Consider the following 26284-nt stretch of genomic DNA (forward strand, 5'->3'; position numbering starts at 1 on the left):
GCGCCGTGCGACTCCTACGCCCCGCGCAGGCCGATCGGGTTGCCGTCCGCGTCCACGATCACGCACACCCTCGCACCCGGTGCGACCTGACGCGGCGCATCGCGCTCGGTGGCTCCGGCCTCCAGCAGGGTCGCGCGGGTCGCGTCGAGGTCATCGACATCGGCAAAGGCCACCGGTCCCCCACCCGCGCCGGCCGGGTTCAGGGCGACCTCGAAGCCGTCGACGTTGTACCCGACGTAGTAGGGCTCGTCGGTGTGCGGTGCCCCGAGCAACGCGGTGTACACGGCCTTGGTGGCGTCCAGATCGGACACCGGGATCACCAGACTGCGGATCGTGGCACTCATCTTCGTCACCTCCGGGTCAGGACGGTCACCTTTGCGGACCGCCTCTCATCGATGTGTTGAGGCTACGAGTCGGTGAGCATCCGACGCTTCTCGATTCCTGACCCATCCGGCGAGTGCCGCCTCGGCAACGAGCGGCTCAGGCGAGCCCGGCGAACGGACGCACCTCGACCTTGCCCCGGCAGGCCTTGGACCCCTCGGCGGCAAGGCGCAGGGCCACGTCGAGGTCCGGCGCGTCGATCACCCAGAAGCCACCGAGGACCTCCTTCGACTCCAGGTAGGGGCCGTCGGTCAGGACCGGTGTGTCTCCCTGGCCGTCGACGACCGTTGCCGTCGAGACCGGCTCGAGCCCGCCGGCGAAGACCCAGTAGCCCTCGGCCTGCAGCTTGTCGTTGAAGACACCGGTCGCAGCGAACGACTCCTCCATCTCCTCCTTGGAGCCGTAGTTGCCGAACTCGTCCATCTCGGCCGGGCCGTGCACGGCCAGCAGGTAGTGCGTCATGACTGTTCTCCTTCGTTGTCGGTGGTCCGGGTGACCACCTTCCACCCACACCACGAACGGCAACCCACGAATACGACACCGCCCGCCGATACCGTCCCGCGGCGGGCGAGCAAGTGCCACACCCCGACGGTATGCCGTGGTGAGCGTTCAATGGGGTGGGCGGCGGCAACCGACCCGCCGACCTGGCGGAGAACGCAACGTGATGGCCCGTGGCGGTCGACGTGCGAATAATGGTGCCCATGAGCAGACACCTGAGCCCATGAGCGGGGATGGTGGCCGCGATGAGCGGCCGCAGCTCGAGGATCTCGTCGAGCGGGCGCGCACTCGGCTGAGGGACTGGACGGACACGACCGACCATGATCCGGGCGTGGCCCTGCTGGAGCTGTTCGGCTTCGTCGCGGAGCTGCTCAGCTTCCACTCGGAGCAGCTCGCCGGCGAGAGCTATCTCGGCACCCGTCGTCGACCGTCCGTCGCCACGTGCGGGGTCCACCGTGCGACCGTGCTCGACAACGCGGACCCGCTCATGCAGGCGCGCCTGTTCGTCCGGGTCCCGGACCTCGGCGGAGACGACGGTGTGTGGGCCGCGGCCTGCCTGCCCTTCGGTGAAACCCACCAGGTCCCTGCCCCTGGCGACGGGGTCTGGGTCGCCCTCGAATCGTGCGACCCGTCCCGACCGATCTGGTTGGGTCAGCGCATCACCGATTGACCGCCCCGAGGAAAGGCGCCGATGTCACTCGCACGGATCCACAACTTCTCCATCTCCCTCGACGGCTTCGCCACCGGCGAACCGCAGAGCGCCGAGGCGCCCTTCGGTCACGCCGGCCAGCGCCTGCACGAGTGGATGTTCGCCACCCGGTTCTGGGACGCGAGCGGGGCCGCCGGCGTCGACAACGCGTTCGCCGAGCGCCACACCCCCGGCATCGGCGCCGAGATCATGGGCGCCAACAAGTTCGGCCCGCCCGGATGGCGCGACGACCCGGACTGGAAGGGCTGGTGGGGTCCGAACCCGCCGTTCCACACACCGACCTTCGTGCTCACCCATCGGCCGCGTCCCTCGATGGAGATGGAGGGCGGCACCACCTTCCACTTCCTCGATGTCGCCCCGGCCGAGGCGCTCGAACGTGCTCGCGACGCAGCCGACGGGCAGGACGTCCGGATCGGCGGTGGCGCCACCGTCATCCGCGACTTCCTCGCCGCCGGGCTCGTCGACCACATGCACGTCGTCCAGGTCCCCATCGTGCTCGGTCGCGGCGTCCGTCTCTGGGACGGTCTCGACTCCCTGGAGGACACCTACGGCATCGAGGCGATCTCGTCCCCCAGCGGCGTTACCCACCTCACGTTCACGCGCAAGACACGGTGAGACCTGCGAAGCGGCCGGAGATGCAGACAGGGGCGGGCGACTTCGAGCTGACGATGGACGAGCTGCGGGCGGTGGCCGGGTATGCCGCGGCGTGCGCCGAACCTGCACTCGTCATCTTCCTCAGGTCCCGTCCGGACGACCCCCGACCGGCCGCAGCTGTCCAGGCCGCGCGAGTCTTCGCCGAGGGCGCGCCGCGGTCACGACTCCAACGGACTGCCGCGGCCGACGCCCATCGGGCAGCCGCGGACGCGACGACGGACGCCGCACGGCACGCGGCGAGCGCTGCAGGAGATGCCGCCGCCGCGGCATACCTGCATCCGCTGGCGAAGGCGAGGCAGGTGCGCCACATCCTCGGGCCGGCCGCCCACGCCGCCCGGGCGGCCGAGCTCGCACGCGGCGATGACCCGGTGGTCGCCGAGTACGCCGTCACGGCCGCCGCGAAGCGAGCCACGCCGGTCGTCCTTGACGTCCTGTCGCGCTACCCGCGGGTGCCTGGGGCGCGCAGCCGGGTCGCGGTACTCATGAAGCGACTCGAGAGCCTGCTGCGGGATCCCCCTCCGGCGCCGCGGGTGGTCGACGACCCCGGACCCTTCTTCCACGGGACGAAAGCCGACCTGCGCCCGGGTGAGCTGCTCACGCCCGGCTGGCGCTCGAACTACGGCTCGGGGCGTCAGTCCAGACACATCTACCTGACGGCCACCCGCCAGGGCGCGCCACTGGCGGCCGAGCTCGCGCGGGGCACGGGGCCGGGCCGGGTCTACCGGGTCGAGCCCACCGGGACGATCGAGGACGACCCGAACGTCACCGACAAGCGCTTCCCGGGAAACCCGACCCGGTCCTACCGGACCACCGAGCCCCTGCGGGTGGTCGAGGAGATCACGGGCTGGGAGCGTCCTGCGCCGGAGATGATCCAGCACATGCGAGCGCGCATGGCCGAACTGGCCGAGCTCGGGATCGAGGCGATGGACGACTGACGGCGACTGCCCTGACCCTCGTGAGCCCGGCGTCCAGGCAATGTGGTCAGGGGTGTCGACGGTCAGGGGTGTGGACGGTCAGGGCGTCGTGAAGGAGATCGCTGCGTAGTACCTGCGCGACAGGGTGGCGATGGACTGGGCCTTGTCGGTGCCGTTGACGATCCTGCGGGCGTTCACCCAGTCCGCCTTGTGGGGGTTGAAGTAGTCCGACAGCTGCTTGCCCGTGAAGGTTCCGTTGGTCATCCCGAAGAAGATGATCCGCAGGGCGACGTCGAAGTTGAGGGCGAGCTCGGGGTGGTGGACCAGGTCGACCTGGAGGATGTCGCCCATCCGCTGGTAGTTGCCCTTGTGGGTGATCTGGACGAACCCGCGACCGTAGTACCTCTGGTGGGTGACCGGATCGGGCTTGCCGTAGGCGTGGCCCTTTCCCTTGCCGTACTCCTCGATGGGTTGGATCTTGTGGTCGGTCTCGTGGTGCGTGGTGCCCAGCATGTAGGCCAGCCAGCGCAGGTCGTCGGTCTTGTGGAACTTCTCCCACCGGTCGAGGAAGCCGTCGAGCCCGTCGACCTGGCTCTGCCTGAGGTGTCCGTCGAACAGTGCGACCCGAACGTGGTCGAAGAAGAACTTCCGGTTGATGTCGCCCACTTCAGTGCCTCCTACCCTTCGCTACCGAGGGTGCATCGGCACAACCACATGCGTCATCGCGCAAATGGCGTACAAACCCCCACGGCGCACGGGTGCGCTCCAGCAGCCGGGCGACGGAGGACGCTCACGCCTCGAGGGTGTCCAGGCCCTTCGCGATGGCGAACCGGACCAGTTCGATGCGGTTGTGCAGCTGCAGCTTCCCGAGCGTGTTCTGCACGTGGTTCTGCACGGTGCGGTGCGAGATGAACAGGTCGGACGCGATCTCCTTGTAGGACATCCCCGTCGCGACCAGCTTGAGCACCTCGGTCTCGCGTTCGGTCAGCTCGGGGATCGGCCGCGACGGATCGGCCTGCGGCTGGGTCGACATCCTGCGGAACTCCCCCAGCACCAACCCGGCCAGCCCCGGCGTGAACACGGCCTCGCCGCGGGCAGTCGCCCGGACGGCCGCCACGATCTCCTCCCGCGAGGCGGACTTCACGAGATAGCCGGTCGCCCCGGCCTTGACCGCCTCGAGGACGTCCTGCTGCTCACCGGACGCCGACAGCACCAGCACCCGGGTGGCCAGCGAGCCCAGCGCCGCGCACACCTCGTGCCCGCGCATGCCTGGCAGGTTGAGGTCGAGGACGAGCACGTCGGGCCGAGTCGCCTTGGTCCGGTTGACCGCGGCGGGTCCATCATCCGCCGTGGCCAGCACGGTCATCCCCGCCTCGGCGAGGTCGCGCGCGACCGCGTCCCGCCACATCGGGTGGTCGTCCGCGACGACCACGCTCACCGGCGCAGCCGCCGCGGGCTCGGGTTGCTGGTCGGTCATCGCACTCCTTGGTTGTCGCGTCCGCTGTCGCGTCCGCTGTCGCGTCCCTTGTCGCGTCCCTTGCGGATTCGCTTGCTGATTCCCTCGCTGCGTCCGGCATCGCGTCCGCCATCCTTCGGGGCACGCATCCGGACGGTCACCCCGGCACCCTCTCGCACCGTGTAGTCCGCCGTCCCACCCAGATCGGTCAACCGCCCGCGGATGCTCGAGGAAGCGCCCATCCGGCCCGCCGCGGCCGCCTCGTCGAGGCGACCAGCCGGCATACCCACGCCGTTGTCACGCACGGTCAGGGCGACCTCGCTGCCGTCGTCCTCGACGAGGACCCAGGCCTGGGCCCCGTCCCCGGCGTGCACGCGCACGTTGTCGAGAGCGGCTCCGACGGCTGCGACGAGCTCGCCGGCCACGCGCGGTGGCACGAGCACCGGGTCGGCCGGCGCGACGAGGTGGACCTGTCCCCCAGCGAACCGTCCGAGCTGCTGGCGCAGGTCCAGGTCGCCGGTCACGGTGGCTTCGGTGTCGGCCGACGAGGTCCCACTCACCAGGGCGCGCAGCAGGCGTTCCTGGTCGGCGGCCATGCCCCCCAGCTGCGCGGCCTCGCCGCCGAGCTGGGTGCCGCGTCGGTTGATGAAGGCCAAGGTCTGCAGGACCCCGTCGTGCACGGTGCGGGCGAGCCGCTCCCGCTCGCGCACCTGGGCCTCGAGGGATAACGCCTCGCGCAGCTTGGCGTGCCCCTCTCGGGCGAGGTCGCAGGCATAGCCGATGAGGGCGCCGATGAGGAGCAGCAGGACGATGTTGTTGACGGTGTTGGGCGTGGGTTTCCCCACCTCGACCACGTCGACGATGCCGATGAAGACCGCCGCCGGTATGCCGCCCTTGCGGCCCAGCAGCACGGCCGCCGACACGACGCCGGCCGCAGGCCAGATCGTCGGCAGGGTGCGCGAGCCCTGCTCGATGGCCGCGGAGGTGTCGACCACCAGGGTTGCCATGATCGCGGCAGCCCCGAGCAGCAACTCGACGACGACCAGCCACAGCCGACGGCGACGGTAGAGGACGAGGAAGACGGTCCAGAGGCCGAGCACCGCGAGGACCGTCCAGCCCAGGGCTGGCCGCGCGAGGTCGTGCGGCCGGTCCGCCAGGGAGTACGCGGCATACGCCAGGGCGATGGGCCGGAAGACGTCGATGCCCTTCCAGAAGGCAGACACGACCTCGGGCTGGGAGTCCGGGGCCGCGATGGCGCGGCGCGCGGACAGGCTCAGGTGCCGCGCCACGGCGAAGGGGTCCTCAGCTCGCCGCGCGGGCGCCGGGGGGCACCTCGTCCGAGACCGACTCGGCGTCGCGCGGGACATCGTCGCGGTCAGCGGCCGCCTCGTCCTCGGTGCGGTCGTCGTCAGCGCCGGTCCGCTCGTCGATGTCACCGACGGCGTCGTCGACGCTCGGGCGCTGCCCCTTGCGCGAGGTCTGGTCGTCCCCGGCGTCGAGGGCCTCCTCGAGCTCCTTGGCGGCCGAGCCCGGCAGGGCTGCCTCCTGGAGCTCGCGCGCCTTGGTCTTCGCAGCGGCGAGGATGCGGTCCTTCATGGACGTGGCGTACATGTCGACGTACTCCTGGCCGGACAGCAGCATCAGCTCGTACATGATCTCGTCGGTGATGGAGCGCAGGACGAAGCGGTCGTCCTCCATGCCCTCGTAGCGCGAGAAGTCGAGCGGCTTTCCGATCTTCACACCGATGCGGATCAGCTTGGGGATCTTGGTGCCGGTCGGCTGGGCCTTGTCGGTGCCGATCATCGCGACAGGGAGCACCTTGACCTTGCCCTCGAGGGCCATCCGGGCGACACCGGTGCGTCCACGGTAGAGCCGGCCGTCGGGGCTGCGCGTCCCCTCGGGATAGATGCCGAGCAGCTCGTCGCGGCGCAGCACCTTCAAGCCAGAGCGCAGGGCCGCCTCACCCGCGCGACCGCCGGAACGATCCACGGGCAGCTGACCGACGCCGCGGAAGAACGCGGCGGTCAGGCGGCCCTTGAGGCCTCGTCCGGTGAAGTAGTCGGACTTGGCCAGGAAGGTCATCCGGCGCGGGATGACCAGCGGGAGGAAGATGGAGTCCGAGAACGACAGGTGGTTGCTCGCGAAGATGGCTGGGCCGTCGTCGGGAATGTTCTCCTCGCCCTCGACCCACGGGCGAAAGAGCAACTTGAGGATCGGGCCAAGAACGACCGTCTTGAGCACCCAGTAGAACACCAGCACACCTCCCGAAGTGACGCCGTGAACTCTACGGTACTCAAGGCGTCGTCGCGGCCCGTGCGAGAATGCGCGCCACCCCAGCTCCGTTTCTGCCCCTGCCCCAGGAGTGACCGTGTCCCTGCTTCCCGGCGCAGAGCCCTACTCCCACGATGGATCCGACACCGGTGTGCTCTTGGTCCACGGCTTCACGGGGACCCCACAAGGCGTGCGTCCCTGGGGCGAGTACCTCGCCGAACGCGGCTACACGGTCCGGGTTCCGCGGCTGCCCGGGCACGGGACGACGTGGCAGGAGCTGAACCGCACCAGGTGGGAGGACTGGTATGCCGTCGTCGACACCACGTTCCGCGAGCTCCACGAACGCTGTGGCCGCGTCTTCGTCGGCGGGCTGTCGATGGGCGGGGCGCTGGCCCTCGCCCTGGCCGCAGAGCACGGCCCGCGGGTCTCGGGGCTGGTCCTGGTCAACCCCGCGGTGAAGTTCGAGGACTGGCGGATCCGGCTCGTCCCACTCCTCAAGCACGTCATGCCCAGCGCTGCTGCCATCGCCAGCGACATCAAGAAGCCCGGGGTGGTCGAGCTGGCCTACGACCGCTCGCCGGTGCACGCGGCGCACTCGCAGTTCACGGCCTGGAAGAACGTCATCCGCGACCTGCCGGAGGTGACCCAGCCGGTGCTCCTGCTGCACTCGCCGCAGGACCACGTCGTGCCCGCGTCGAGCTCGGAACTGATCCTGGCCCGGATCTCCAGCGAAGACTCCACCGAGATCCTCCTCCACGACAGCTACCACGTGGCTACCCTCGACAACGACGCGCCACGTATCTTTGAGGAGTCGGTGCAGTTCATCGAGCGGCTGAGCTAGGCCGAGTTCGTCCAGCCATCCGGCTCGATCCAGACCAAGGGGCATCCCATGAGCGACCGCGACGTCGACGCCGAGTTCGCGGACATCATCGCGCGCTGGGACGAGGTCCAGTCCCTGCCCGACAACCCCGACAGCCCCGCCTCCGCCGAGTCCCCCACCTCCGCCGACTCCGCCGACCGAGGCTCCGGCTCCCAGGATGGCGACACCAGCGACCCGTCGACCGAGGGCGCCTCAGGCCCGGCTTCGGGTCAGCCCGCAACGGGGGTCAACCCGCCGCTGCGGCCGACCGTGAACCCACCCCCGACCAGGCCGTTCGTCGTGTGGCGCGGAGCCGAGCAGCCGGGAGCCGCCGAGGACGCCCCGGATCCGGTCGAGCTGCGCGACCAGCGCGACCTCGACGACGACGAGCACTTCGAGCCCGGCCCGACGGCGCCCCTGCCGCCCCAGGAGGACCTTCAGTTCTGGGGCATCATCGTCGGTCTCGTGGCTGGTCCGCTGCTCCTGCTGTGGCTGGTGCTGTTCCGGCCGAACGTCAGCAGCTGGTGGACGCTCGGAGCCCTCGGACTCACGGTCATGGGGTTCGTCCTGCTCGTGATGCGGCAGCCGCAGGCCCGCGACGAGGACGACCCCGACAACGGAGCCCGCGTCTGAGAGCTGCGGCCAGGCGGGTGCCGTGCCCCTTCTCGGGGCGTCACCCGGAGGGGCTGCCCGCTTCCGCCTGCTCGACCGTGGACTCGGCCACCGGTGGTCCGGCCTCGGTCTGTGCCGTCGGGACCACCTGAGGGTCGAGGTCGACGTCGACCCACGTCGGGCGGTGGTCACTGGCTGCCACCAGGTCGGCGACCTCGAGAGGGACCTCCTGGTGCGGGAGGACGCCCAGGTCGGGCGAGGCGAAGATGACGTCGAGCAGCTTGCGTGGTGCCGTGGCCGGGTAGGTCGGGGCGGTCGGCGAGATCAGGCGCAGCGGGGAGGCGAACAACCGCCAGGCCCGGCCCGTCTCTCCCTCGTTGAGGTCGCCTGCGAGCAGCACCGGCCCGCCGCTGGAGACCGTCCTGAGGATCTGTCCCGCGTGCCGCTCACGTTCGTCGGCATCGAGGCTCAGGTGCACCGAAGCCACCACGAGCGGCTGGTGACCGGCGGGCCCGACGCGCAGCACGGCATACCCGCGGGTGCGTTGGAGGGCTGCGACGCGCAGCCGGTAGTGGCGCGACTCGGGCACCTGCACGCGCAATGACGTGAAGATGGTCGTGCCGCCGCTGCCGCGGTGCCGCCCCGACCAGAACATCCCGCACTCCGCGGCGAAGGCCGAGACCCGCCACGTGGAGAAGAGCCGCCGTGGGACCTCCTGGAGACACAGCACATCGGGATCGATCGCGCGGACGACCCGGGCGGCGGCGCGACGGTCGAGCGTGAAGTCCTTGACGTTGTAGGACGCCACGCGCATCGTGCTCATGCGCCCTCGGCGCCGGCGCGTCCCAGGGCGTCTCGTCGGGCCAGGTCCGCGGCGCCGATCAGTCCGGCCTCGTTGCCCAGGGCCGCGGCCACGATCCGCGCTTCGGGGCGGTAGCCCCGACCGGTGAGGTGACGCCGGAACGCGGCGCGAGCCGGCTCCAGCAGCAGGTCGCCGGCCGCGCTCACCCCACCGCCGACGACGAAGATGCCGGGATCGAAGGCCGCCGCGAGGTTGGCGATGCCCAGGCCCAGCCACTGCCCGATCTCACCGAGCAGCTCGGTCGCCGTCGAGTCACCCTCGCGTGCCGCCTCGGTGATCATCGGCCCGGTGAGCGCTGAGACGTCACCACCGGCGCGCGCGAGCAGGTCACTGGCCATGGGGCTGTTCGCCGTCATCAGGGAGCGGGCCTCACGGACGAGGGCGTTGCCCGAGGCGTACTGCTCCCAACAGCCCTTGTTGCCGCACTCGCAACGCTGACCGCCCGGCACCACCTGCATGTGCCCGAACTCCCCCGCGATCCCGAAACGGCCGCGCATGATCTGGCCGTCCATGATCAGCGCGCCACCGATGCCGGTGCCGAGGTTCACCATGACGACGTGTGAGTCCCCTTGTGCCGCACCGAATCTCCACTCCGCCCAGACAGCAGCGTTGGCGTCGTTGTCGACCGAGATCGGCACCGGGACGCGGCGCTGCAGGTTGGCTTCGAGCGGTTCGTCGCGCCAGGACAGGTGGGGGGCGAAGACCACGGTGGCCCGGTCGGCGGCCACGAACCCGGCCGCTCCGATGCCGACCGCGACCACGTCGTCCCCGGCGACGTCGATGAGCTCCCTGACCACCTCGACGATGGTGTCCTCGACCACGCCCGGACTCATGGACCGGTGAGGCGTGTCCCGTCTCGCCCTGGCCACGACGGAGCCATCGGCGTCGACGACTCCCCCGGCCACCTTGGTGCCGCCGATGTCGATGCCGACGGCCAGCCCCGAGCTCACGACCCGACGCCCTCGGCGGCAAGCGCTGCCGCGCCGATCAGCCCGGCGTCGTTGCCGAGGCGAGCGGCCACCATGTCGGCGACCGGCCGGTGGCCGCGCCCCGTCAGGTTGCGTGCGTATGCCGCGTGGGCAGGCCCGATCAACAGGTCGCCGGCGGCGACGACACCGCCGCCGATGACGATGAGCTCGGGGTCGAGGATGGCGGAGACCGAAGCGGCGCCCTCCCCCACCCAGCGGCCCAGGTCGGCGAGGAGCTCGACGGACGCCGAGTCCCCTGCCTGCGCGGCGCTGGTGACGTGGTGCCCCCTGAGGAGGCTCGGGTCGCCTTCACAGGCCTGCGCCAACGCCGCGGCGCTCAGGGCGCCCGACGCCACGAGCTCGCGTGCCTCACGGACCAGGGCGTTGCCCGACGCGTAGACCTCCCAGCAGCCACGGTTGCCGCAGCCGCAACGGATGCCGTCGGGGACGACCCGCATGTGCCCGAGCTCGCCACCGATGCCGAAGGCGCCGCGTAGCAACCGCGAGTCGACCACGACGCCACCACCGATGCCGGTGCCGACGGTGATGAGCACCATGTCGTCGGCCTCGGTGGCCGCCCCGTACCGGAACTCCCCCCACGCCGCGGCGTTGGCATCGTTCTCGATCGTGACGGGCTGGTCGACGAGGGCCTCGAGCCGCATCTTGAGTGGTTCGTCGCGCCACGCGAGGTTGGGGGCGAAGAGCACGGTCGAGCCGGTCCGGTCGATGAAGCCGGCGCAGGCAACACCCACGCCCCGGACGTCCGTACGGTCCGCGCCCAGCTCGGCAACGACGGCAGCGACGTCGTGGGCGATCTGGTCCGGGTCGTGGGCGGGGGTGTCCCTGCGGGCGCGCGCCAGGATCTCCCCGGTCGCGGAGACGACCCCGGCCGCGATCTTGGTGCCCCCGATGTCCACCCCGATGGTGACGCTCATGAGCTGGCGCTCCCCGTGTGGTGCTCGTCCTCGTCGTCCACGACGATGTCCTGCACCCGGCCCCGTGCCGCGCCGGACGACTTCCCCGCAGCCTTTCCGCCTGCCGTTCCCGAGGCCCTGCCCTGCGCGGTTGCGTCGTCCGTACGGCGTTGTCCCGCCATGTCGCGCAGGGTGGCTGCGAGCGCCCCCGCGAGGTCGGCCAGCCGGTCCACGGTCTCCGGTCGCACCGAGCGCAGCAAGCCGATGCCCTGGCAGACCGGGCACAGCTGACAGGTGACGGCCTGCCCCACGCCGTTCGCGGCACCGCAGGAGTCACACCGAGGCGCCTGGCCGCCGCCGGCGTCGTGGTCGCGGTCAGGACCGGCATCGTCCGGTGACGTCCGCCCACGACCCGCCGCCGCGGCATACCCGGCCTGGGTGGTGCTCGCCCACCCGCCGAGGGCGTCCAGCAGACGGGCTGCCTCCTGGGCCACCGTGCCCACGGCAGGGCGTTCGTCGTCAGCCACGCGGCCAGACCTCCTCGTCGGGGACGAAGCGCACCCGCAGCAGACCATCGCGCACAGAGGCACCTTCGACCACACATCGTTGCAGAGCCGCGGGGAGGGTCAGCACCCGGCGGTGCTCGCCCACCGTCACCACCAGCTCGTCGTCGCGGCGCTGGAGGCCGAGGTCGGCTGCGTGCGCGAGCGGCAGCGGCAGCGTCATCACGAAACCCTCCGGCGTCCGATCGACCGTCAGGCCGCGATGGGTGACCGGCGACAGGACGTCGGTGGCGCCCTCCTGCGCCTCGGCGAGGTCGGCGAGCGCATCGGCCCCGATCGGCTCGGACGACAGATAGGGAGTCACGACGACCGGCAGCCCGGCGAAGGACTCACGGACCTCGACCAGGCCCTCCTGCTGCGCCGCGTTCCAGGAGGCGCGCCAGGCATCGGGTGCGTGGCGCCCCGCCTCGGCGGCGGCGTCCGGGAAGACCCGGTTGACCACGACCGCGTCGACGACGAACCCGTAGAGGGACAGCGACGTCCAGGTCCGCCGGGACTCGGCGATGACGACGCGCTCGGGAGTGAGGACCAGGCGCACCGAGGTCTGGTCGCCCGTCAGGATGCGGTGCACGGCGCGCATCTGGCGGTGCCACCCGGTGACCGCCTCGACCACCGCCACGTCGGGCAGGGGCACCCCGGCGGCAGCCGCCGCGGCCGGGCGCAGCGTCCGGATCAGCCCACGCTGGGCGGGCAGCAGGCGTTCGAGGTGCCAGGCGAGGGCTTCAGGCAGCGCGAGCAGCCGCAACGTCTCAGCGGTCGGCGCGCAGTCGACGACAACGAGGTCCCACGGACCCGACTCCACCTGCGCGCGCAGCTCGAGCAGGGCCGCGATCTCCTCGGCACCTGGCAGACGGGTCAGCTCCTCGGCGACCACCGCGTCGATGCCGACCGTGTCCAGGACCGAGAGCAGGTAGTCCTGCACCACCCGCCAGGACTCGCCGAGCAGGTGCGGTGGGGAGATCTGCAAGGCGGAGAGGCCGGGTTCGACGTCCACCGGCGCCCCGCCGCCGTCGCGGCCCGAGCGGGGGTCCACGCCGAGGTCGACACCCAGCGCGTCACCCAGCGAGTGCGCCGCGTCGGTCGACATGACCAGCGTCTTGACGCCGGCGCGAGCCGCGCGGACCGCAGTGGCGGCAGCTGTGGTGGTCTTGCCGACACCACCCTTGCCGGTGAAGAGGATGACCCGCATGGCTACCGGCGCCCTGGGGCGACGGCCTGCCTCAAGCCTCCACCCGCTTCTTCAACGACTTCAGCGCGGTGTCGATGATGACCTTCTCGGCCTTGCGCTTGAGCATGCCGAGCATCGGGATCTTGACGTCGACCGCCAGGCGGTAGGTCACCGTCGTGGCGTCCTTGCCCTTGGCAGCCAACGTGTACGAGCCGTTCATGGCCTTGAGGACGGTCGCCTCGACCAGGCTCCAGGACACGACGCCGGTGCCGTTCTTGGCGACGTCCCACTCGTAGTCGAGGGTGTAGGTGTCCTTGATCGCCCCTGCGTCGAGGGTGAACTGCACCTGGTCGGCCCACCCGTCTCCCTCCTCGGTGAGGATGGTGACCTTCTTGACCTCGGTCGCCCACTGCGGATAGCTCTCGAAGTCGGCGATGACGTCCAGGACCTCACCCGGCTTGGCGTCGATGTCGATGCTGGATTCGGTGCGGTCGGCCATGCGCGGAAGGTTACAGCGCCGAGCCTTTCGACGACGACCGCGGCTCCTGACGGCGACCCGTCGTTCCCGACGGCCACACGGTCACTGAGGGGCGCCCTCGAGGCGGTCCTTGAGCTCGTGCACGGCGCGCTTCCACCGCAGGGTGTGCCGGGTGGCCACATCGCGCGGCGCGCGGGGCCCGCGCGTGCCTCTGACGTAGTGGTGCACCACCACGCCGTCGCGGAACGGCTCGAGCCAGACCTCCATCTCGCCGACGACCTGTCCGGTCACGCTCCAGCGCACGCCCTTCAGCCCGCGGTCCCTGAGGACGGCCCGGGTCACGTGTGGCCAGATCTGGTCGGTCCAGGCCTCCTCGTCGAGGCTTGCACGCACGACCTGGGGCGCAGCCCGGATGAAGGTCTCGTCGACGATGTCGATCCTGCGGTCCCTCACCCGGACAGTCTTTCGCACCTCACGCCGCGATGTGACGGAGCCTTCAAAGAACGCCCTCCCCCGGTGCACCTACCCACGGGTAGTCTGTGCAGCACTGAGGCAGTGATGCCGTCGTCAAAGGAGACTCTGTGCAGGAACACGTCGCACCGCCCCTCGTGCCGCCGACCACCGAGGGGAGTCTTGCCGATCTTCCGGGTCGCAACGCCGCATCGAACCCCTCGCGGGTCGCGTTCTCGCGCAAGGAGGGCACCCACTGGATCGACGTGACTGCGGCCGAGTTCGACGAGGATGTCCGGGGGGTCGCCAAGGGCCTGATCGCCTCGGGGATCTCCCCCGGCGACCGCGTGGCGATCATGTGCAAGACCCGCTACGAGTGGACCCTCACGGACTTCGCGATCTGGGCAGCCGGTGCGGTCACGGTCCCGATCTACGAGACCTCCTCCGCGGAGCAGGTCAGCTGGATCCTCACCGACTCGGGCGCCAAGGGCATCATGCTCGAGACCGCGGCCCACGCAGCAACCCTCGAGGAGGTCCGCACCCAGGTGCCCGGACTGGCCCACGCCTGGCAGGTCGACGCCGGGGCGATCGCCGAGCTCAAGGCCGCCGGCTCCGAGGTGTCCGACGCCGATCTCGAGGCCGCCAAGGGCAGCCTCGACCGCGCCAGCCTCGCGACCATCATCTACACGTCGGGCACGACCGGGCGGCCCAAGGGCGTGCAGCTCACCCACGACAACTTCCTGGCGCTGTCCGAGAACGCCATCACCAAGCTCACGTCGGTCGTCAAGGCCGACGGCGCGTCGACGCTGCTCTTCCTGCCGCTCGCGCACGTCTTCGCCCGGTTCATCCAGGTCCTCTGCGTCACCGGCGAGGCCAAGATGGGGCACAGCGCCGACATCAAGAACCTCCTCGCGGACTTCGCGGAGTTCAAGCCGACCTTCATCCTGTCGGTCCCCCGGGTCTTCGAGAAGATCTACAACTCCGCCGAGGCCAAGGCGACCGCCGAGGGCAAGGGCAAGATCTTCGCGACCGCCGCCGACACCGCGATCTCTTGGTCGACCGCGCAGGACACCGGAGGCGCCGGCCTGGGTCTCAAGGTGCGCCACGGCATCTTCGACAAGCTGGTCTACTCCAAGCTGCGCGCCGCCATGGGGGGACAGGTCATGTATGCCGTGTCCGGCGGGGCGCCGCTCGGCACCCGCCTGGGGCACTTCTTCCGCGGCATCGGCGTCACCGTCCTCGAGGGCTACGGCCTCACCGAGACCACCGCCCCCGCCACGGTCAACGTGCCGGACCGGGTCAAGATCGGCACCGTCGGCGCCCCGCTGCCCGGCGTGGGCATCCGGATCGCCGACGACGGCGAGATCCTCATCCAGGGCAACAACGTCTTCGCGGCCTACCACAACAACGCCGAGGCGACGTCGGGCGCGGTCGTCGACGGCTGGTTCCACACCGGCGACATCGGCGAGCTCGACGAGGACGGTTACCTCAAGATCACCGGCCGCAAGAAGGAGCTGCTCGTCACCGCCGGCGGCAAGAACGTCGCACCGGCCGCCCTGGAGGACCGGCTGCGTGCCCACCCGCTCATCTCCCAGTGCATCGTCGTCGGAGACCAGAAGCCGTTCATCGGCGCCCTGCTCACCCTCGACGAGGAGATGTTCCCCGGCTGGGCCAAGAACAACGGGCTCACGGGGGTGACCTTCGACCAGGCCCTCACGAACGAGACGGTGCTCGCCGAGCTCCAGAAGGCCGTCGACGACGCCAACAAGTCGGTCTCCAAGGCCGAGTCGATCCGCAAGTTCGCGGTCCTGCCCGGGGACTTCACCGAGGACAACGGCTACCTCACACCGAGCCTGAAGCTCAAGCGCAACATCGTCATGAAGGACTTCCACGACGAGGTGGAGTCCCTCTACGCCGGCGGCGGCAAGGAGTAGCCGGGCGACCTCTAGGGTCTAGCCATGCGCCGACACCGCCACGGATCGTCCACTCGGACCGTGGCGGTGTCCTCGTTGGCGTTCGCCCTCGGCTGGCTGTTGTTCTTCACTGCCCTGCAGTGGAGCGTGGTGCGCTACCGCATCCCCATCGTGGCGACCCTGACGGCGGCCACGGCGGCGCTCGCCCTGTGGCAGTGGGCCGGCTGGCGGATCCAGCTGACCCGTCCGGCGGTGGCCGTCATGCTTGGGGGCTCGGCGCTGGCCACGCTGGCGGTCCCGCTGTTCAGCTATCTCGCACCGACTGGCCTCGCACTGGCCACGACCCTGCTCGTCGTCGCGCCGCTCGCGGCGGCGGTCCTGTTGTGCACCAACGGTCCTCGCGCCCCGTGGGCAGCCGGCCTCGTCGCCGTGACGGGGTATGCCGCCTGCGCTGCCACCGCCGTCATCTCCTCGCCTCGACCGCGGATCGATGTCTGGGTCGTCCTCCAGCAGGCGACTGACGCGCTCGGACGCGGGGAGAACTTCTACTCCATGACGTGGACCGGCTCCCCCGGCGTCAAGGACGCCTTCCCCTACCTGCCGTGGACCACGGTGCTGCTCGCGCCCGGACGCTGGCTCCTCGGTGATGTCCGCTGGGCGCTCGCGTCCTGGACGCTCGTGGCGGTGGCCGGGGTCTGGCTGCTCGCGCGCGGGACGGCGCCGCGGCATACCGGAACCGGCGTCGGGCGCGGCTGGGTCTGGACGGCAGCGGCGGTGACGGCGCTCCTGGTGTTCGCCCCGGGGACCCTCACCCAGCTCGACCAGTCCTGGACGGAGCCACTGCTGCTCGCCGGGATCCTCTCGTGGGCCGTCCTGGTGCAGCGCGACCGGGCCTGGTGGGCTGTCATCCCGCTGGCGTTGGCGTGTGCCAGCAAGCAGCACCTGGCCCTGCTGCTGCCCGTCCTGCTGCTGTGGCGTCCATTCGGCTGGCGCAGGTCCATCGCGACGGGTGCGCTGACCGGTCTGTTGATCGCCCCGTGGTTCCTCACGAGCCCGCCGGACTTCGTCCACGACACCATCAGCCTGTTGGTGGGCTTCCATCCGATCAAGTTCGCCAACACGCTCTACCTGTTGGCGCTCAACACCTTTGGTGTGACCCTGCCGTTCGCCGTCACGGGGGTGGCTGTGCTCGGCACCCTCGCTGCCGTCTGCTGGACGGTCTGGCGGCGCCAACCCCTCCTGGCCGACGTGCTGCGCTGGCTGGCCCTGGTCCTGCTGGTGGCGAACCTCGTCAACAAGCAGGCCTTCTACAACCAGTTCTGGTTCGTGGGCGCCCTGGTCGTCGTCTCGCTGGTCCTCCCCCAGTCGGGTCGGGTGGCGGGTGCCGGACGCGGTGGCGCGCCCGCCCCGCAGGACGGGCGCGTCAGCGGTCAGGACTTCGCCAGGGTCCGCAGGTAGGCCAGCCACTCCTTGGTGAACGCCGCCTGCGAGGTGCGCAGCACGGCCGCAAAGGCTGTGGCGACGTTGGCGTCGGGGTCGCTGCTGGTGCTGGACGAGGCGTCGGGACTCGTGGCCGCCGCGAGGTAGAAGCGCACCAGCGCAGAAGTGCCGTACCGGTCGACGATGCGGTTGACCGCCAGCCACGCGGCGTTGTAGCTCGGCGCGATGGTCGTGCGTGAGGGGTCGAAGTCGGCGGCGGAGGGCAGCGCCTTGGGCCCCGTGCCGGCGCGGACCCGGGCGAGCAGGGCTGCGGCCACCTGGGTGCGCGTCGCGCCGCTGTCGCGGTAGCCGACGAAGTCGGCCATGCCCTCGGACAACCAGAGCGGCACTGGACGGTTGGTCGAGGCCCGGATGGCGACGTGGGTCGCCTCGTGGGTCACGACGACCTGCCTGCCGCGGGGCACCAGGCGGGCGAAGGCACTCGGGTTGACCACCACCCGGTCGGCGCCAGCCCGGCCCTGGAGGTCGAACGGGCCGTCCGTGACAGCGGCGACCTGCGCCACCTGATCCTTGTCCTGTCCGACCTGCTCGGCCATCTGCGCCGCAGTCCCGGGGACGACGAGGACCAGGCGGCTGTTCCACTGCGGCGTCCAGACGGCGTCGACCCGCTTGACGGCGAGGTTGCCGAGGGCGAGGTAGGGGCGCAGCCGACTCCGTGGACCCGATCCGACGACCAAGGTGGTCGCGCTGCGCACCACCGTGAACCTCGGCAGGTCCCACAGCTGCACCTGGGTGCCGCCGTCGGTGTCGTCGGCCAACCGCCAGTGGTCACCACGTCGTACGACGGTGAAGTAGGACTCGAACTCGCGCGTCGCCGTGTCGAAGCCCCCGAGGCGGTAGCGGCCGGCCACCCGGGAGACCCACGCATCAGGGCCGACCTGGGCCGCCCGCTCGGTGCTCAGCGCGGGAGCTGGCTCGGGCGTGCCATAGCTGAAGGTGCTCAGTGGGAGCTGCGCGAGCGCGTCGAACTGCGCGAGCTGGCGCAGCCCGAAGCCTGAGGTCGGGTCGTCCAGGGTGGTGGCGAACGCCGACCGATCGTGGGCGCGGACCGCCGAGGCGCGCTGGGAGAGCAGGGCGGTCAGGGCGTCCTCTCGAGCGACGGAGGGCTCGGGGGCGTTCTGCTGGGAGGCTTGCGACGTCGTCGAGGTGCGGACGGCCGGTGGCTCGTCGGAGGAGCAGCCGACCAGCATGGTGACGACGAGCGCGATGAGCCCGGCACCGGCGGCCGCGCGGCCCGGGCGACCGCCACGGGACGGGGTGGGCCGGCTCATCCAGCCATCGTAGGGAGCGATCAGCCGACGGCGCGGACGTGGGCGGCCCAGGGCTCACGGCGAGCGCTGGCCGAGGCGGCCTCGTGCGCACTGACCAGCCCCGCGTCGGCGAACCTCGCGACGACCGCCCGCTCAGCGGCGTCGAGGGGCAGGTGCGCGCCCTGCGGCACCAGCATGGCCGTCACCATGCAGTCGGCGCAGTGCAGGTCGCGCACCGGGCAGCTCTGGCATTCGATGATCATCGCGACCACCTCGCTCTCTGTCTTGGGACCCTGTCCGTCTGGGGACTGCTGTCGTGTCACCTGTCGACGACGCTAGGTGAGGGCACTGACAACGCCAGCGACGCCGGCACACCCGACGTCGTGCCGAGGGCGCGCCTGCCACGGGCTGTCACACCACCGGCCTACCGTCTGGTCCATGCAGACGGCCGACGACCAGATGGTGCAGGGCACCTTCGACGACCTGGGCACGTCGCTGGCCGAGGTCACGTTCGTCGTCGTCGACCTCGAGACGACCGGTGGCAGCCCGGCTGACTCGGCCATCACCGAGATCGGCGCCGTGAAGGTGCGTGGCGGCGAGGTGCTGGGCGAGTTCCAGACGCTGGTCAACCCGCACCTGCCGATCCCGCCGTTCATCCAGTCGCTCACCGGCATCACGACCTCGATGGTGGCCGACGCTCCACGCATCGAGTCCGCTCTACCGGCCTTCCTCGAGTTCGCCCAGGGCGCGGTGCTCGTCGCCCACAACGCCGGGTTCGACATCGGGTTCCTCAAGATGGCTGCCCGCGACCAGGGCATCGACTGGCCACGGCACGCGGTGCTCGACACGGTCCACCTCGCGCGCCAGCTGGTCAGTCGCGACGAGGCGCGCAACCACAAGCTGTCCACGCTGGCCGCCCTGTTCGGTGCCACGACCACCCCAGACCACCGCGCCCTGCACGACGCGCAGGCCACCGTCGACGTCCTGCACGCCCTCATCGGCAGGGTGGGCAGTCTCGGTGTCCACACCTTCGAGGAGCTCGCGAGCTACACCTCGCGGGTCAGCCCCGCCCAGCGGCGCAAGCGGTGGCTGGCCGACGGCCTGCCCAACGAGCCGGGTGTCTACCTGTTCAAGGACTGCGACGGTCGGGTCCTCTACGTCGGGACGTCGGTCAACATCCGCACCCGGGTCCGCAGCTACTTCACGGCGTCCGAGCAGCGCACCCGCATGGCCGAGATGGTGCGCCTGGCCGAGTCGGTCACCCCGATCGTCTGCGCCACCACCCTCGAGGCCGAGGTCCGCGAGCTGCGCCTCATCGCCGAGCACAAACCGCGCTACAACCGGCGGTCCAAGACCCCCGAGCGAGCCACCTGGGTCAAGCTCACCGTCGAGGCCTTCCCTCGCCTGTCCATCGTGCGCGAGGTCCGCGGTGACGGTGCCCGCTACATCGGCCCGTTCGGCAGCCGCAGCTCGGCGGAGGACGCCGTGGCGGCGGTCCACGAGGTCATCCCGCTGCGCCAGTGCGTGCAGCGGCTGTCCCCCACCCGACCCGTCGGTTCGTGCGCCCTGGCCGACATGGGCCGCTGCGGCGCTCCGTGCACGGGGGCCCAGAGCGTGCAGGAGTATGCCGCGGTGGTGCAGGACGCCGTGCACGCCCTCGCCGGGGACTCGCGCGGGGTGGTGACGGCACTGCGCACCCGGATGGGCTCGCTCGCCGACCAGGAGCGGTTCGAGGACGCGGGCACGCTGCGCGACCGCATGCTCGCACTGGTGCGCGGCATGGCCCGGGCCCAGCGGATCGCACCCTTGGCCGCCAGCCCCGAGATCATCGCCGCGCGTCCGGCCACGTCCGGCGGCTGGGAGATCGTGGTGGTCCGGCACGGCCGCCTCGCCGCCAGCACCATCTCGCCACGAGGGGCTGACCCGATGCCCTATGTCGATGCAGTGCGTGACAGTGCCGAGGTCGTGCTCCCGGCCCACTGGCCGGCCCCTGCGGCCACCCCCGAGGAGACCGAGAAGATCCTGCGCTGGCTGGAGTCGCCCGGCGTGCGCATCGTCGACCTCGATGGCGAGTGGACCTGCCCAGTAGGGGGCGCCGGTGGCGCCCGTGCCGAGCTCGAGCCGCAGGTGGTGGCGCGGCACGCGGTGGCCGGCTTCGTCGCGGCCTCCTGACGCGCCGCGAGAGTGCGCTGCTCTCGTCGAGCCCGGACCGATACATTGGTGAGGTGATCTCCGCCATCGTGCTCATCAACGCCGAAGTCGACCGCATCCCCGAGGTGGCGCAGGCCATCGCCGAGCTCGAAGGCGTGTCCGAGGTCTACTCGGTCGCCGGCGACGCCGACCTGATCGCGATGATCCGGGTCAAGGAGCACGAGCAGCTCAACGACGTGATAGCCGACCGGCTCAACAAGGTGCAGGGCGTCATCGGGACCAACACGCACATCGCGTTCCGCACCTACTCCAAGCACGACCTCGAGGCTGCCTTCAGCCTTGGCCTCGACGGGGACTGAGCACCGGCGTCCACGACTCCCTGTCGATGCGCGGCACTCCTCCGCGCCTGCTCGGCCACACGGCCGATCTGAGTAGCAACGCCCTTCCGCGACCCCCGGCCGACCCCCACACTCGGGTGACACGGTGCACTCGCGCCCGCACCCTCCGGAGGACCGATGTCGCCGATCCCCTGCCCCGCCTGTGGCCGGCTCCTGCCCGAGGCGTCGACCTCGTGCCCCGCCTGCCACCTGCCCCTCACCGGCCCGGACGCGGTGCGGCTGTGGCAGGTCGACCAGGGTCTCGCCGCCCTCCAGCGCGAACGCAGCCTCCTTCTCGCGTCACTGCGCGCCACGGCTGACGCCCCCGCGTCCGCGGCAGCGCCGGCCGCCCCGCCCGCCCCGGCCGAGACGGCGGAACGGGTGTCCCAGCCGCCCTCGGAGCTGCCCTGGGAGCTGAGGGAGCTCTCTTCGGAGTCACCTTCGGACGTCGCCCTGTCCGGTTCCTCCGCCCCACCCCTGCCGGCACCTGCCACGGCCCCGCGGAGGAGCTGGACCACCCAGCAGACCCTCCTCGCAGTCGGTGTCCTGCTCGTCCTGGTCGCCGCGTCGATCGCCCTGGCCATCGCGTGGTTCGTCATCGGCCGAACCGGTCAGATGCTGGTCATGGGTGGCTTCACCGCTGCCGCGACCGTGGCCTCGCTCCAGCTATCGCGCCGTCGGCTGCCCAGCAGCGCCGAAGCCCTGGCCCTGGTGGCGGGCGGACTGTTGCTCCTGGACGTCAGTGCCGCGCGACGCTTCGGCCTGGCTGACCTCGACGCCCTGGACGCCCGCGCCTACACCGCCGTCACCGGCCTGGTCGCAGCCCTCGCCCTGGCCGCCGTGCACCGTCACGACCGCCGCGTCGCCGGCTTCGCCGTGCTGTCGCTGACGGCAGCCTCGATCGGCTGGGCAGGAATCGTCGGTTACGCCTCGACTGCTGCCGGCGGTGCGGCGCTCTCCCTCCTCGGAGCTGTGCTGTTCGGAGCCGTGCACCTCGTGGTGCCGACCTCCTTCGGCTTGACCCGCCGCGCCGCCACCGGCCCCGCCGCCGGGTGGGCGGCGCTCTCGTTCGCCGCGGCCTCAGTGGGCGCGGCCACGGCGTCGGCCGATGCCCTGGACACCCCGTCCGGTACCGGGGTCGGCGCAATCACCTTCGACGGCGCAGCGTGCGTGGTCCTCCTGGCCACCCTGGCCGCTGCCGGCGCGCTGGTGGTCAGGCGGGTCGTCGCCGTGCGGGCGACACGCCTCGGCGGCCGGGGCGCGGTCCGAGCCGACTGGGTCGCCCGACCGCTGTCCGGCGACTGGCGCGCCCTCGGCATCGTCGCCCTGGTCGCCTCCGCAGCGGTCCCGACGGCTGTCCTGTGCCTCGCCCTGCAGGTCGGCGCGTTCTGGACCGCGGTGCTGGCCCTGCTCACCGCGGTGCTCGCCACCGTCCTGGCGGCCGCCCGCATCCGGACGACGTCGCTGGGCACGGCCTGGTGCGAGGCCCAGACCGGCCTGGCCCTCGCGGTCCTGGTCCTTGTTGCGATCGTCCACGACTCACGTCCTGCGACGATCGTCGCCCTCACCGGCGTGGCCCTGGCTGCCACGACGGCGGCTGTGCACCGGCCGGGGTGGCGGGTGCAGGCGACCGCTGTGGGCACAGTCGCAGCGGTGGCGGGCGTCACGATCAGCGGATCCATTGTCTCCCTCGACGTCGAGGTGCTGGCCGCTTCCGCTGCGGGTGCTGCCCTCGTCGCCGGAGCCCTGGCACGGCGCTCGGAACCCGAAGAGGCGCCGTTGGCCGCCGTTGGCCACCTCACCCTGTTCGGCGCTCTGCTGGGCGCGGTGGGGGTCGGGCTCGGTGACGGTGTGGTGATCACCCTCCTGGTGGCCATCGCCCTGACCGCGGCGGCGACCGCCGTGCTGCGCCCTGTCCTTCGTCCCGTCGCCGCAGGTGTCAGTGCAGCGGCAGCCGCCTGGGCGCTGTGGCTGGCGGGTGGGCTCGTCGGCGGCCGCACCCAGTGGACCGTGCTCGTCGCCGCCGCACTGGTTCTCGTGGCCCTGGCCCAGTGGCGACGCGGCCGTCCCGAGGAGGTCGTCCTCGGCACCCTCGCCTGTCTCGTCGCCGTCACCACCGTCGCCGTCGCCGTCGACCGGTCGTGGCCGCATGCAGCAGCAGCCGTCGCCGCGGCATACGGGCTCGTCGCCGTCGCGTATGCCGCCCTGCCGCACCGGCGCGCGACGGTCGCCCTCGCCGTGGTCGGGCTCACGGCGGCAGCCTGGCTCGAGCTCGACCGCGCCCAGGTGACCACGCTGGAGGCCTGGACGCTGCCACTGGCCGCACTGGTGCTCGCCGCCGGGCTGTGGTCGCATCGCGAGCTCGGCGACCACTCCTGGTTGACCGCCGGACCGGGCCTGGCGGTGGCGCTGCTCCCCTCCGCGCTGTACACCGCGGTCGACGACGGCCTCCTGCGTTCGTTGGTCACGGTCACTGCAGCGGTGCTCGTCCTCGTGGCCGGCGCGCTGCGACGGTGGCAGGCACCTGTCGTCCTGGGTGCCGCAGCAGCCATCGTCATCGCGCTCACCCAGCTCGGCCCCTATGCGGTCCAGCTACCGCGCTACCTCACGCTGGGCACGCTGGGTGTCGCCCTCTTGGCGGTCGGGGCGAGGTACGAGCAGCGCCGGGCCGATGCCCGCCAGGCGGTGAGCTGGCTGGCCGGGATGTCGTAGGTCGACAGGTCGTCGGCCAGCACGGCACGAGCCGCTCACCCCGACGGCGGAGGCTGCCGTGGCACGAGTCGGCGTACCTTCACCGCATGGACGATCTGACCCTCCTCTTCGAGCGCGCCGCCCACGTGGCGGCACGCCACCGGTCGGGGCTGCCGGTGACCCGGGTGGCCCCGGCAGTCGACGCGGCGACGCTGCGGCTCGAGGTGGACGCCGTGCTGCGCGATGCGGCAACACCCGCGGTCGAGGTCCTCGACGAGCTGGTCACGGCCTTCACACCGGGGCTCGCCGCGACCCCGGGGCCCCGGTTCTTCGGCTTCGTGATCGGCGGCGCCCTGCCTTCGGCCACTGCTGCGGACATGGTGGCGGTCGGGTGGGACCAGTGCGCCTTCAACGCCACCCTCTCCCCCGCAGCCGCCGTCGCCGAGGAGGTCGCCGGTGGCTGGCTGAAGGAGCTGATGGGGCTACCCGTCGACGCATCGGTCGGTTTCGTCACCGGTGCGCAGGGAGCCAACACCGTCTGCCTGGCCACGGCTCGTCAGCACGTCCTCGCCGCGGTCGGGTGGGACGTCGGGCGTGACGGGCTGGGTGGCGCCCCGGCCGTGCGCGTGGTCGCCGGCGCCGAGCGGCACGCGACGATCGACCGGGCGCTGCGGCTGCTCGGGTTCGGCACTGCGGTGGTGGAGTCGGTGGGCGCCGAGGTCAACGGCGCCATCGACGTCGACGACCTCTCGGCGGTCCTCGACCGGGGCGCGCCAGGACCGACGATCGTCTGCCTCCAGGCGGGGAACGTCAACACCGGTGCCTGCGACGACCTCCGGGCCGCCTGTGACGTGGCCCGGCGGCACGGTGCCTGGGTGCACGTCGACGGGGCCTTCGGCCTCTGGGCCGGCGCCTCGCCCGAGAAGGCGCACCTCGTCGACGGGATCGACCTCGCCGACTCGTGGTCCTGTGACGGCCACAAGTGGCTCAACGTCCCCTACGACTGCGGATTCGCCATCTGCGCCCACCCCCAGGTGCACGCCGCGGCACTGTCCTACACCGCGGCATACCTCACCGGGCAGGGTGGAGCGACGCCCGCGTTGGGTGACCTCGTCCCCGAGTCGTCACGAAGGGCAAGGGGATTCGCCGTCTGGGCCGCCCTGCGTGAGCTGGGCCGTGACGGTGTCGCGGACCTCGTCGACCGGTGCTGCGCACTGGCCCAGCGGTTCGCCGCCGGGCTCGAGGCAGGCGGCGCCGTGGTGGTCAACGACGTGGTCCTCAACCAGGTGCTGGTCAGCTTCGGCAGCGACGCACGGACCGACAAGGTCATCGAAGGGGTGCAGCGAGACGGGACCTGCTGGCTCGGCGGCACGACCTGGCGGGGCCGTCGACTGATGCGGGTATCGGTGTCGAACTGGTCCACGACAGAAGCCGACGTGGACCAGTCGGTCGCAGCGATCCTGCGAGTGGCCGCTACTGAGGTGGAGCCGGACGGGGCGGATCCGGACGCGGAGGACCAGCTGGTCTAGTCAGGCCGGTGTGCTCTGCGTCGCCGCGGCCCACCGGTCCAGCTGGGCGGCGGCCGCCCCGGAGTCCAGGGCAGCCTCGGCCCGGTCCATGCCCGATCGCACCGCCGCCGCGAAGGTCTCGTCCGAGGCGCCGTGCTCGATCCTGTCGCCCGCCCCACCCGACGCGTCGGGGGTGGCGGCGAGATCTGGTGCGGCCAGGGCCAGCGCCATGCCTGCGTTGAGCACGACCGCGTCGCGGACCGCCCCACGCTGCCCGGCGAACAGGTCTCGCGCCACCTGGGCATTGTGCGTCGCGTCGGCCCCGCGCAGGGCCTCGACCGGCTGGCGCTGGAGGCCGACGTGGAGGGGGTCGAAGACACGCTGGGTGACCTCACCGCCATGCACCCACCACACCGTCGAGGTGGTGCTCAGGGTCAGCTCGTCGAGGCCGTCGTCGCCGCGGAAGACCACAGCATCCTTGCCCCGCCCGGCGAACACGCCGGCCATGAGCGGCGCCACGCGCGCGTCGGCGACCCCGACGACGGCATACGTGGGCTGGGCGGGGTTGGTGAGGGGCCCGAGGACGTTGAACGCCGTGCCCACACCCAACCCGCTGCGCGCCACGGCAGCGTGTCGCATCGCGGGGTGGAAGGCCTGGGCGAAGCAGAACGTGATGCCGGCATCCGTCGCCACCTCGGCCACCCGCTGCGGGCTGAGGGTGAGGTTGACGCCCAGGGCTTCGAGCACGTCCGCCGAACCAGAGGCCGACGACGCGGCCCGGTTGCCGTGCTTGACCACTCGGATACCACTGGCAGCGATGACGATCGAGGCCATCGTCGAGATGTTGACCGTGTTGGACCGGTCGGCGCCGGTGCCCACGATGTCGAGGCTCGGACCCGGGACCTCGATGCGGTTGGCGTGCGCCAGCATCACGTCGGCGAGGCCACGTAGCTCCTCGACGCTCTCGCCCTTGGCGCGGAGCGCCACGAGGAATCCGGCCACCTGGACCGGCGAGGCCTCGCCGCTCATGATCTGGTCCATCGCCCACGCCGCTTGGTCGGTGGAGAGGTGGTTCCGCGCGATCAGCAGGGTGAGCAGGTCCGGCCAGGTGGGACCAGCCGGCTCAGGGACGCTCAT

At 71.4% G+C, this 26284-nt stretch carries 27 protein-coding genes and 1 pseudogene; 12 read left to right on the forward strand and 16 right to left on the reverse strand.

What is annotated here, in order from left to right; translation table 11 throughout:
* Positions 1 to 14: 14 nt before the first annotated feature.
* Positions 15 to 344 carry a VOC family protein gene (locus AC1DWP_RS04320; RefSeq protein WP_477613203.1) on the reverse strand — a complete coding sequence of 110 codons (330 nt, stop codon included), beginning with the start codon at positions 342 to 344 and terminating at the stop codon, positions 15 to 17.
* Positions 345 to 480: 136 nt separating this feature from the next.
* Positions 481 to 843, reverse strand: coding sequence for a YciI family protein (locus AC1DWP_RS04325; RefSeq protein ID WP_477613204.1), 363 nt, complete (start codon positions 841 to 843; stop codon positions 481 to 483).
* A 259-nt stretch (positions 844 to 1102) separates the two neighbouring features.
* On the opposite strand from AC1DWP_RS04325, the gene AC1DWP_RS04330 reads away from it, so the two are divergent.
* From AC1DWP_RS04330 to arr, 4 genes and pseudogenes are all read left to right on the forward strand, one after another.
* Positions 1103 to 1549: a phage baseplate assembly protein V gene (locus AC1DWP_RS04330; RefSeq protein WP_477613205.1), complete on the forward strand. Its 447-nt coding sequence runs from the start codon at positions 1103 to 1105 to the stop codon at positions 1547 to 1549.
* A gap of 21 nt (positions 1550 to 1570) precedes the next feature.
* Positions 1571 to 2203 (forward strand): dihydrofolate reductase family protein, encoded by a 633-nt coding sequence (locus AC1DWP_RS04335; protein WP_477613206.1) that lies wholly within the window; start codon positions 1571 to 1573, stop codon positions 2201 to 2203.
* A gap of 53 nt (positions 2204 to 2256) precedes the next feature.
* A pseudogene (locus tag AC1DWP_RS04340) lies at positions 2257 to 2613 on the forward strand (putative immunity protein); the annotation flags it as partial.
* Between the two features lie 111 nt (positions 2614 to 2724).
* Positions 2725 to 3177 (forward strand): NAD(+)--rifampin ADP-ribosyltransferase, encoded by a 453-nt coding sequence (arr, locus tag AC1DWP_RS04345; protein ID WP_477613434.1) that lies wholly within the window; start codon positions 2725 to 2727, stop codon positions 3175 to 3177.
* A 78-nt stretch (positions 3178 to 3255) separates the two neighbouring features.
* On the opposite strand, the gene AC1DWP_RS04350 is transcribed toward arr, so the two are convergent.
* The 4 genes from AC1DWP_RS04350 to AC1DWP_RS04365 form a co-directional block, all read right to left on the reverse strand.
* On the reverse strand, positions 3256 to 3822 hold the full coding sequence (locus tag AC1DWP_RS04350) for a glycoside hydrolase family 19 protein (RefSeq protein WP_477613207.1): 567 nt from the start codon (positions 3820 to 3822) through the stop codon (positions 3256 to 3258).
* A 124-nt stretch (positions 3823 to 3946) separates the two neighbouring features.
* A complete protein-coding gene (locus AC1DWP_RS04355; protein ID WP_477613208.1) occupies positions 3947 to 4633 on the reverse strand; it encodes a response regulator in 687 nt (228 codons plus the stop codon).
* Positions 4630 to 5901, reverse strand: a complete 1272-nt coding sequence (macS, locus tag AC1DWP_RS04360) for a MacS family sensor histidine kinase (protein WP_477613209.1) — start codon at positions 5899 to 5901, stop codon at positions 4630 to 4632. The genes AC1DWP_RS04355 and macS overlap by 4 nt, the downstream gene beginning before the upstream one ends.
* Before the next feature lie 13 nt (positions 5902 to 5914).
* The gene (locus tag AC1DWP_RS04365) at positions 5915 to 6865 is read right to left on the reverse strand and encodes a lysophospholipid acyltransferase family protein (RefSeq protein WP_477613210.1); all 951 of its coding nucleotides are present in this window, start codon (positions 6863 to 6865) and stop codon (positions 5915 to 5917) included.
* Positions 6866 to 6980: 115 nt separating this feature from the next.
* Between AC1DWP_RS04365 and AC1DWP_RS04370 the strand changes: the two genes are divergently transcribed.
* Together AC1DWP_RS04370 and AC1DWP_RS04375 are read left to right on the forward strand one after the other, a co-directional pair.
* Positions 6981 to 7724 (forward strand): alpha/beta hydrolase, encoded by a 744-nt coding sequence (locus tag AC1DWP_RS04370; RefSeq protein ID WP_477613211.1) that lies wholly within the window; start codon positions 6981 to 6983, stop codon positions 7722 to 7724.
* Positions 7725 to 7772: 48 nt separating this feature from the next.
* Positions 7773 to 8375, forward strand: coding sequence for a hypothetical protein (locus AC1DWP_RS04375; protein ID WP_477613212.1), 603 nt, complete (start codon positions 7773 to 7775; stop codon positions 8373 to 8375).
* Positions 8376 to 8415: 40 nt separating this feature from the next.
* On the opposite strand, the gene AC1DWP_RS04380 is transcribed toward AC1DWP_RS04375, so the two are convergent.
* From AC1DWP_RS04380 to AC1DWP_RS04410, 7 genes are all read right to left on the reverse strand, one after another.
* The gene (locus AC1DWP_RS04380; protein WP_477613213.1) at positions 8416 to 9177 is read right to left on the reverse strand and encodes an endonuclease/exonuclease/phosphatase family protein; all 762 of its coding nucleotides are present in this window, start codon (positions 9175 to 9177) and stop codon (positions 8416 to 8418) included.
* Positions 9174 to 10166, reverse strand: a complete 993-nt coding sequence (locus AC1DWP_RS04385) for an ROK family glucokinase (RefSeq protein WP_477613214.1) — start codon at positions 10164 to 10166, stop codon at positions 9174 to 9176. Before AC1DWP_RS04385 ends, AC1DWP_RS04380 begins: the two co-directional genes overlap by 4 nt.
* Complete coding sequence (locus AC1DWP_RS04390) at positions 10163 to 11119, reverse strand: ROK family glucokinase (protein ID WP_477613215.1); 957 nt, start codon at positions 11117 to 11119, stop codon at positions 10163 to 10165. Before AC1DWP_RS04390 ends, AC1DWP_RS04385 begins: the two co-directional genes overlap by 4 nt.
* The gene (locus AC1DWP_RS04395; RefSeq protein WP_477613216.1) at positions 11116 to 11625 is read right to left on the reverse strand and encodes a hypothetical protein; all 510 of its coding nucleotides are present in this window, start codon (positions 11623 to 11625) and stop codon (positions 11116 to 11118) included. The genes AC1DWP_RS04390 and AC1DWP_RS04395 overlap by 4 nt, the downstream gene beginning before the upstream one ends.
* Positions 11618 to 12850, reverse strand: a complete 1233-nt coding sequence (locus AC1DWP_RS04400; protein WP_477613217.1) for an ArsA family ATPase — start codon at positions 12848 to 12850, stop codon at positions 11618 to 11620. The genes AC1DWP_RS04395 and AC1DWP_RS04400 overlap by 8 nt, the downstream gene beginning before the upstream one ends.
* Positions 12851 to 12881: 31 nt before the next feature.
* A complete protein-coding gene (locus tag AC1DWP_RS04405) occupies positions 12882 to 13328 on the reverse strand; it encodes an SRPBCC family protein (RefSeq protein WP_477613218.1) in 447 nt (148 codons plus the stop codon).
* Between the two features lie 81 nt (positions 13329 to 13409).
* Positions 13410 to 13760 carry a hypothetical protein gene (locus AC1DWP_RS04410; RefSeq protein WP_477613219.1) on the reverse strand — a complete coding sequence of 117 codons (351 nt, stop codon included), beginning with the start codon at positions 13758 to 13760 and terminating at the stop codon, positions 13410 to 13412.
* 128 nt (positions 13761 to 13888) lie between these two features.
* Between AC1DWP_RS04410 and AC1DWP_RS04415 the strand changes: the two genes are divergently transcribed.
* On the forward strand, positions 13889 to 15691 hold the full coding sequence (locus tag AC1DWP_RS04415; RefSeq protein WP_477613220.1) for an AMP-dependent synthetase/ligase: 1803 nt from the start codon (positions 13889 to 13891) through the stop codon (positions 15689 to 15691).
* A gap of 24 nt (positions 15692 to 15715) precedes the next feature.
* Entirely contained in the window at positions 15716 to 17128 is a 1413-nt protein-coding gene (locus AC1DWP_RS04420; RefSeq protein WP_477613221.1) for a hypothetical protein, read from the forward strand.
* On the opposite strand, the gene AC1DWP_RS04425 is transcribed toward AC1DWP_RS04420, so the two are convergent.
* Entirely contained in the window at positions 17101 to 18441 is a 1341-nt protein-coding gene (locus AC1DWP_RS04425) for a hypothetical protein (protein ID WP_477613222.1), read from the reverse strand. The genes AC1DWP_RS04420 and AC1DWP_RS04425 overlap by 28 nt on opposite strands.
* Before the next feature lie 20 nt (positions 18442 to 18461).
* Positions 18462 to 18683, reverse strand: a complete 222-nt coding sequence (locus tag AC1DWP_RS04430; RefSeq protein WP_477613223.1) for a hypothetical protein — start codon at positions 18681 to 18683, stop codon at positions 18462 to 18464.
* 175 nt (positions 18684 to 18858) lie between these two features.
* On the opposite strand from AC1DWP_RS04430, the gene AC1DWP_RS04435 reads away from it, so the two are divergent.
* The 4 genes from AC1DWP_RS04435 to AC1DWP_RS04450 all read left to right on the forward strand — a co-directional run bounded on the left by AC1DWP_RS04435 (position 18859) and on the right by AC1DWP_RS04450 (position 25168).
* Positions 18859 to 20592: a DEDD exonuclease domain-containing protein gene (locus tag AC1DWP_RS04435; RefSeq protein ID WP_477613224.1), complete on the forward strand. Its 1734-nt coding sequence runs from the start codon at positions 18859 to 18861 to the stop codon at positions 20590 to 20592.
* A 53-nt stretch (positions 20593 to 20645) separates the two neighbouring features.
* Positions 20646 to 20930: an Lrp/AsnC family transcriptional regulator gene (locus AC1DWP_RS04440; RefSeq protein ID WP_477613225.1), complete on the forward strand. Its 285-nt coding sequence runs from the start codon at positions 20646 to 20648 to the stop codon at positions 20928 to 20930.
* A gap of 156 nt (positions 20931 to 21086) precedes the next feature.
* Positions 21087 to 23660: an SCO7613 C-terminal domain-containing membrane protein gene (locus AC1DWP_RS04445; RefSeq protein ID WP_477613226.1), complete on the forward strand. Its 2574-nt coding sequence runs from the start codon at positions 21087 to 21089 to the stop codon at positions 23658 to 23660.
* Positions 23661 to 23746: 86 nt separating this feature from the next.
* Positions 23747 to 25168: a pyridoxal phosphate-dependent decarboxylase family protein gene (locus tag AC1DWP_RS04450; protein WP_477613227.1), complete on the forward strand. Its 1422-nt coding sequence runs from the start codon at positions 23747 to 23749 to the stop codon at positions 25166 to 25168.
* Here the strand turns inward: AC1DWP_RS04450 and trpD are convergent, their stop codons facing one another.
* Positions 25169 to 26284, reverse strand: a complete 1116-nt coding sequence (gene trpD, locus AC1DWP_RS04455; protein WP_477613228.1) for an anthranilate phosphoribosyltransferase — start codon at positions 26282 to 26284, stop codon at positions 25169 to 25171.

It is taken from the genome of Pedococcus sp. P2_F6 (genome assembly GCF_056403675.1).

Excerpts from the sequence above, each read along its gene's own strand:
- AC1DWP_RS04320 (WP_477613203.1), bottom strand. The coding sequence starts at position 344 with ATGAGTGCCACGATCCGCAGTCTGGTGATCCCGGTGTCCGATCTGGAC.
- AC1DWP_RS04325 (WP_477613204.1), bottom strand. The coding sequence starts at position 843 with ATGACGCACTACCTGCTGGCCGTGCACGGCCCGGCCGAGATGGACGAG.
- AC1DWP_RS04330 (WP_477613205.1), top strand. The coding sequence starts at position 1,103 with ATGAGCGGGGATGGTGGCCGCGATGAGCGGCCGCAGCTCGAGGATCTC.
- AC1DWP_RS04335 (WP_477613206.1), top strand. The coding sequence starts at position 1,571 with ATGTCACTCGCACGGATCCACAACTTCTCCATCTCCCTCGACGGCTTC.
- arr (WP_477613434.1), top strand. The coding sequence starts at position 2,725 with ATGAAGCGACTCGAGAGCCTGCTGCGGGATCCCCCTCCGGCGCCGCGG.
- AC1DWP_RS04355 (WP_477613208.1), bottom strand. The coding sequence starts at position 4,633 with ATGACCGACCAGCAACCCGAGCCCGCGGCGGCTGCGCCGGTGAGCGTG.
- AC1DWP_RS04375 (WP_477613212.1), top strand. The coding sequence starts at position 7,773 with ATGAGCGACCGCGACGTCGACGCCGAGTTCGCGGACATCATCGCGCGC.
- AC1DWP_RS04380 (WP_477613213.1), bottom strand. The coding sequence starts at position 9,177 with ATGAGCACGATGCGCGTGGCGTCCTACAACGTCAAGGACTTCACGCTC.
- AC1DWP_RS04390 (WP_477613215.1), bottom strand. The coding sequence starts at position 11,119 with ATGAGCGTCACCATCGGGGTGGACATCGGGGGCACCAAGATCGCGGCC.
- AC1DWP_RS04400 (WP_477613217.1), bottom strand. The coding sequence starts at position 12,850 with ATGCGGGTCATCCTCTTCACCGGCAAGGGTGGTGTCGGCAAGACCACC.
- AC1DWP_RS04405 (WP_477613218.1), bottom strand. The coding sequence starts at position 13,328 with ATGGCCGACCGCACCGAATCCAGCATCGACATCGACGCCAAGCCGGGT.
- AC1DWP_RS04420 (WP_477613221.1), top strand. The coding sequence starts at position 15,716 with ATGCGCCGACACCGCCACGGATCGTCCACTCGGACCGTGGCGGTGTCC.
- AC1DWP_RS04425 (WP_477613222.1), bottom strand. The coding sequence starts at position 18,441 with ATGAGCCGGCCCACCCCGTCCCGTGGCGGTCGCCCGGGCCGCGCGGCC.
- AC1DWP_RS04430 (WP_477613223.1), bottom strand. The coding sequence starts at position 18,683 with ATGATCATCGAATGCCAGAGCTGCCCGGTGCGCGACCTGCACTGCGCC.
- AC1DWP_RS04435 (WP_477613224.1), top strand. The coding sequence starts at position 18,859 with ATGCAGACGGCCGACGACCAGATGGTGCAGGGCACCTTCGACGACCTG.
- AC1DWP_RS04445 (WP_477613226.1), top strand. The coding sequence starts at position 21,087 with ATGTCGCCGATCCCCTGCCCCGCCTGTGGCCGGCTCCTGCCCGAGGCG.
- AC1DWP_RS04450 (WP_477613227.1), top strand. The coding sequence starts at position 23,747 with ATGGACGATCTGACCCTCCTCTTCGAGCGCGCCGCCCACGTGGCGGCA.
- trpD (WP_477613228.1), bottom strand. The coding sequence starts at position 26,284 with ATGAGCGTCCCTGAGCCGGCTGGTCCCACCTGGCCGGACCTGCTCACC.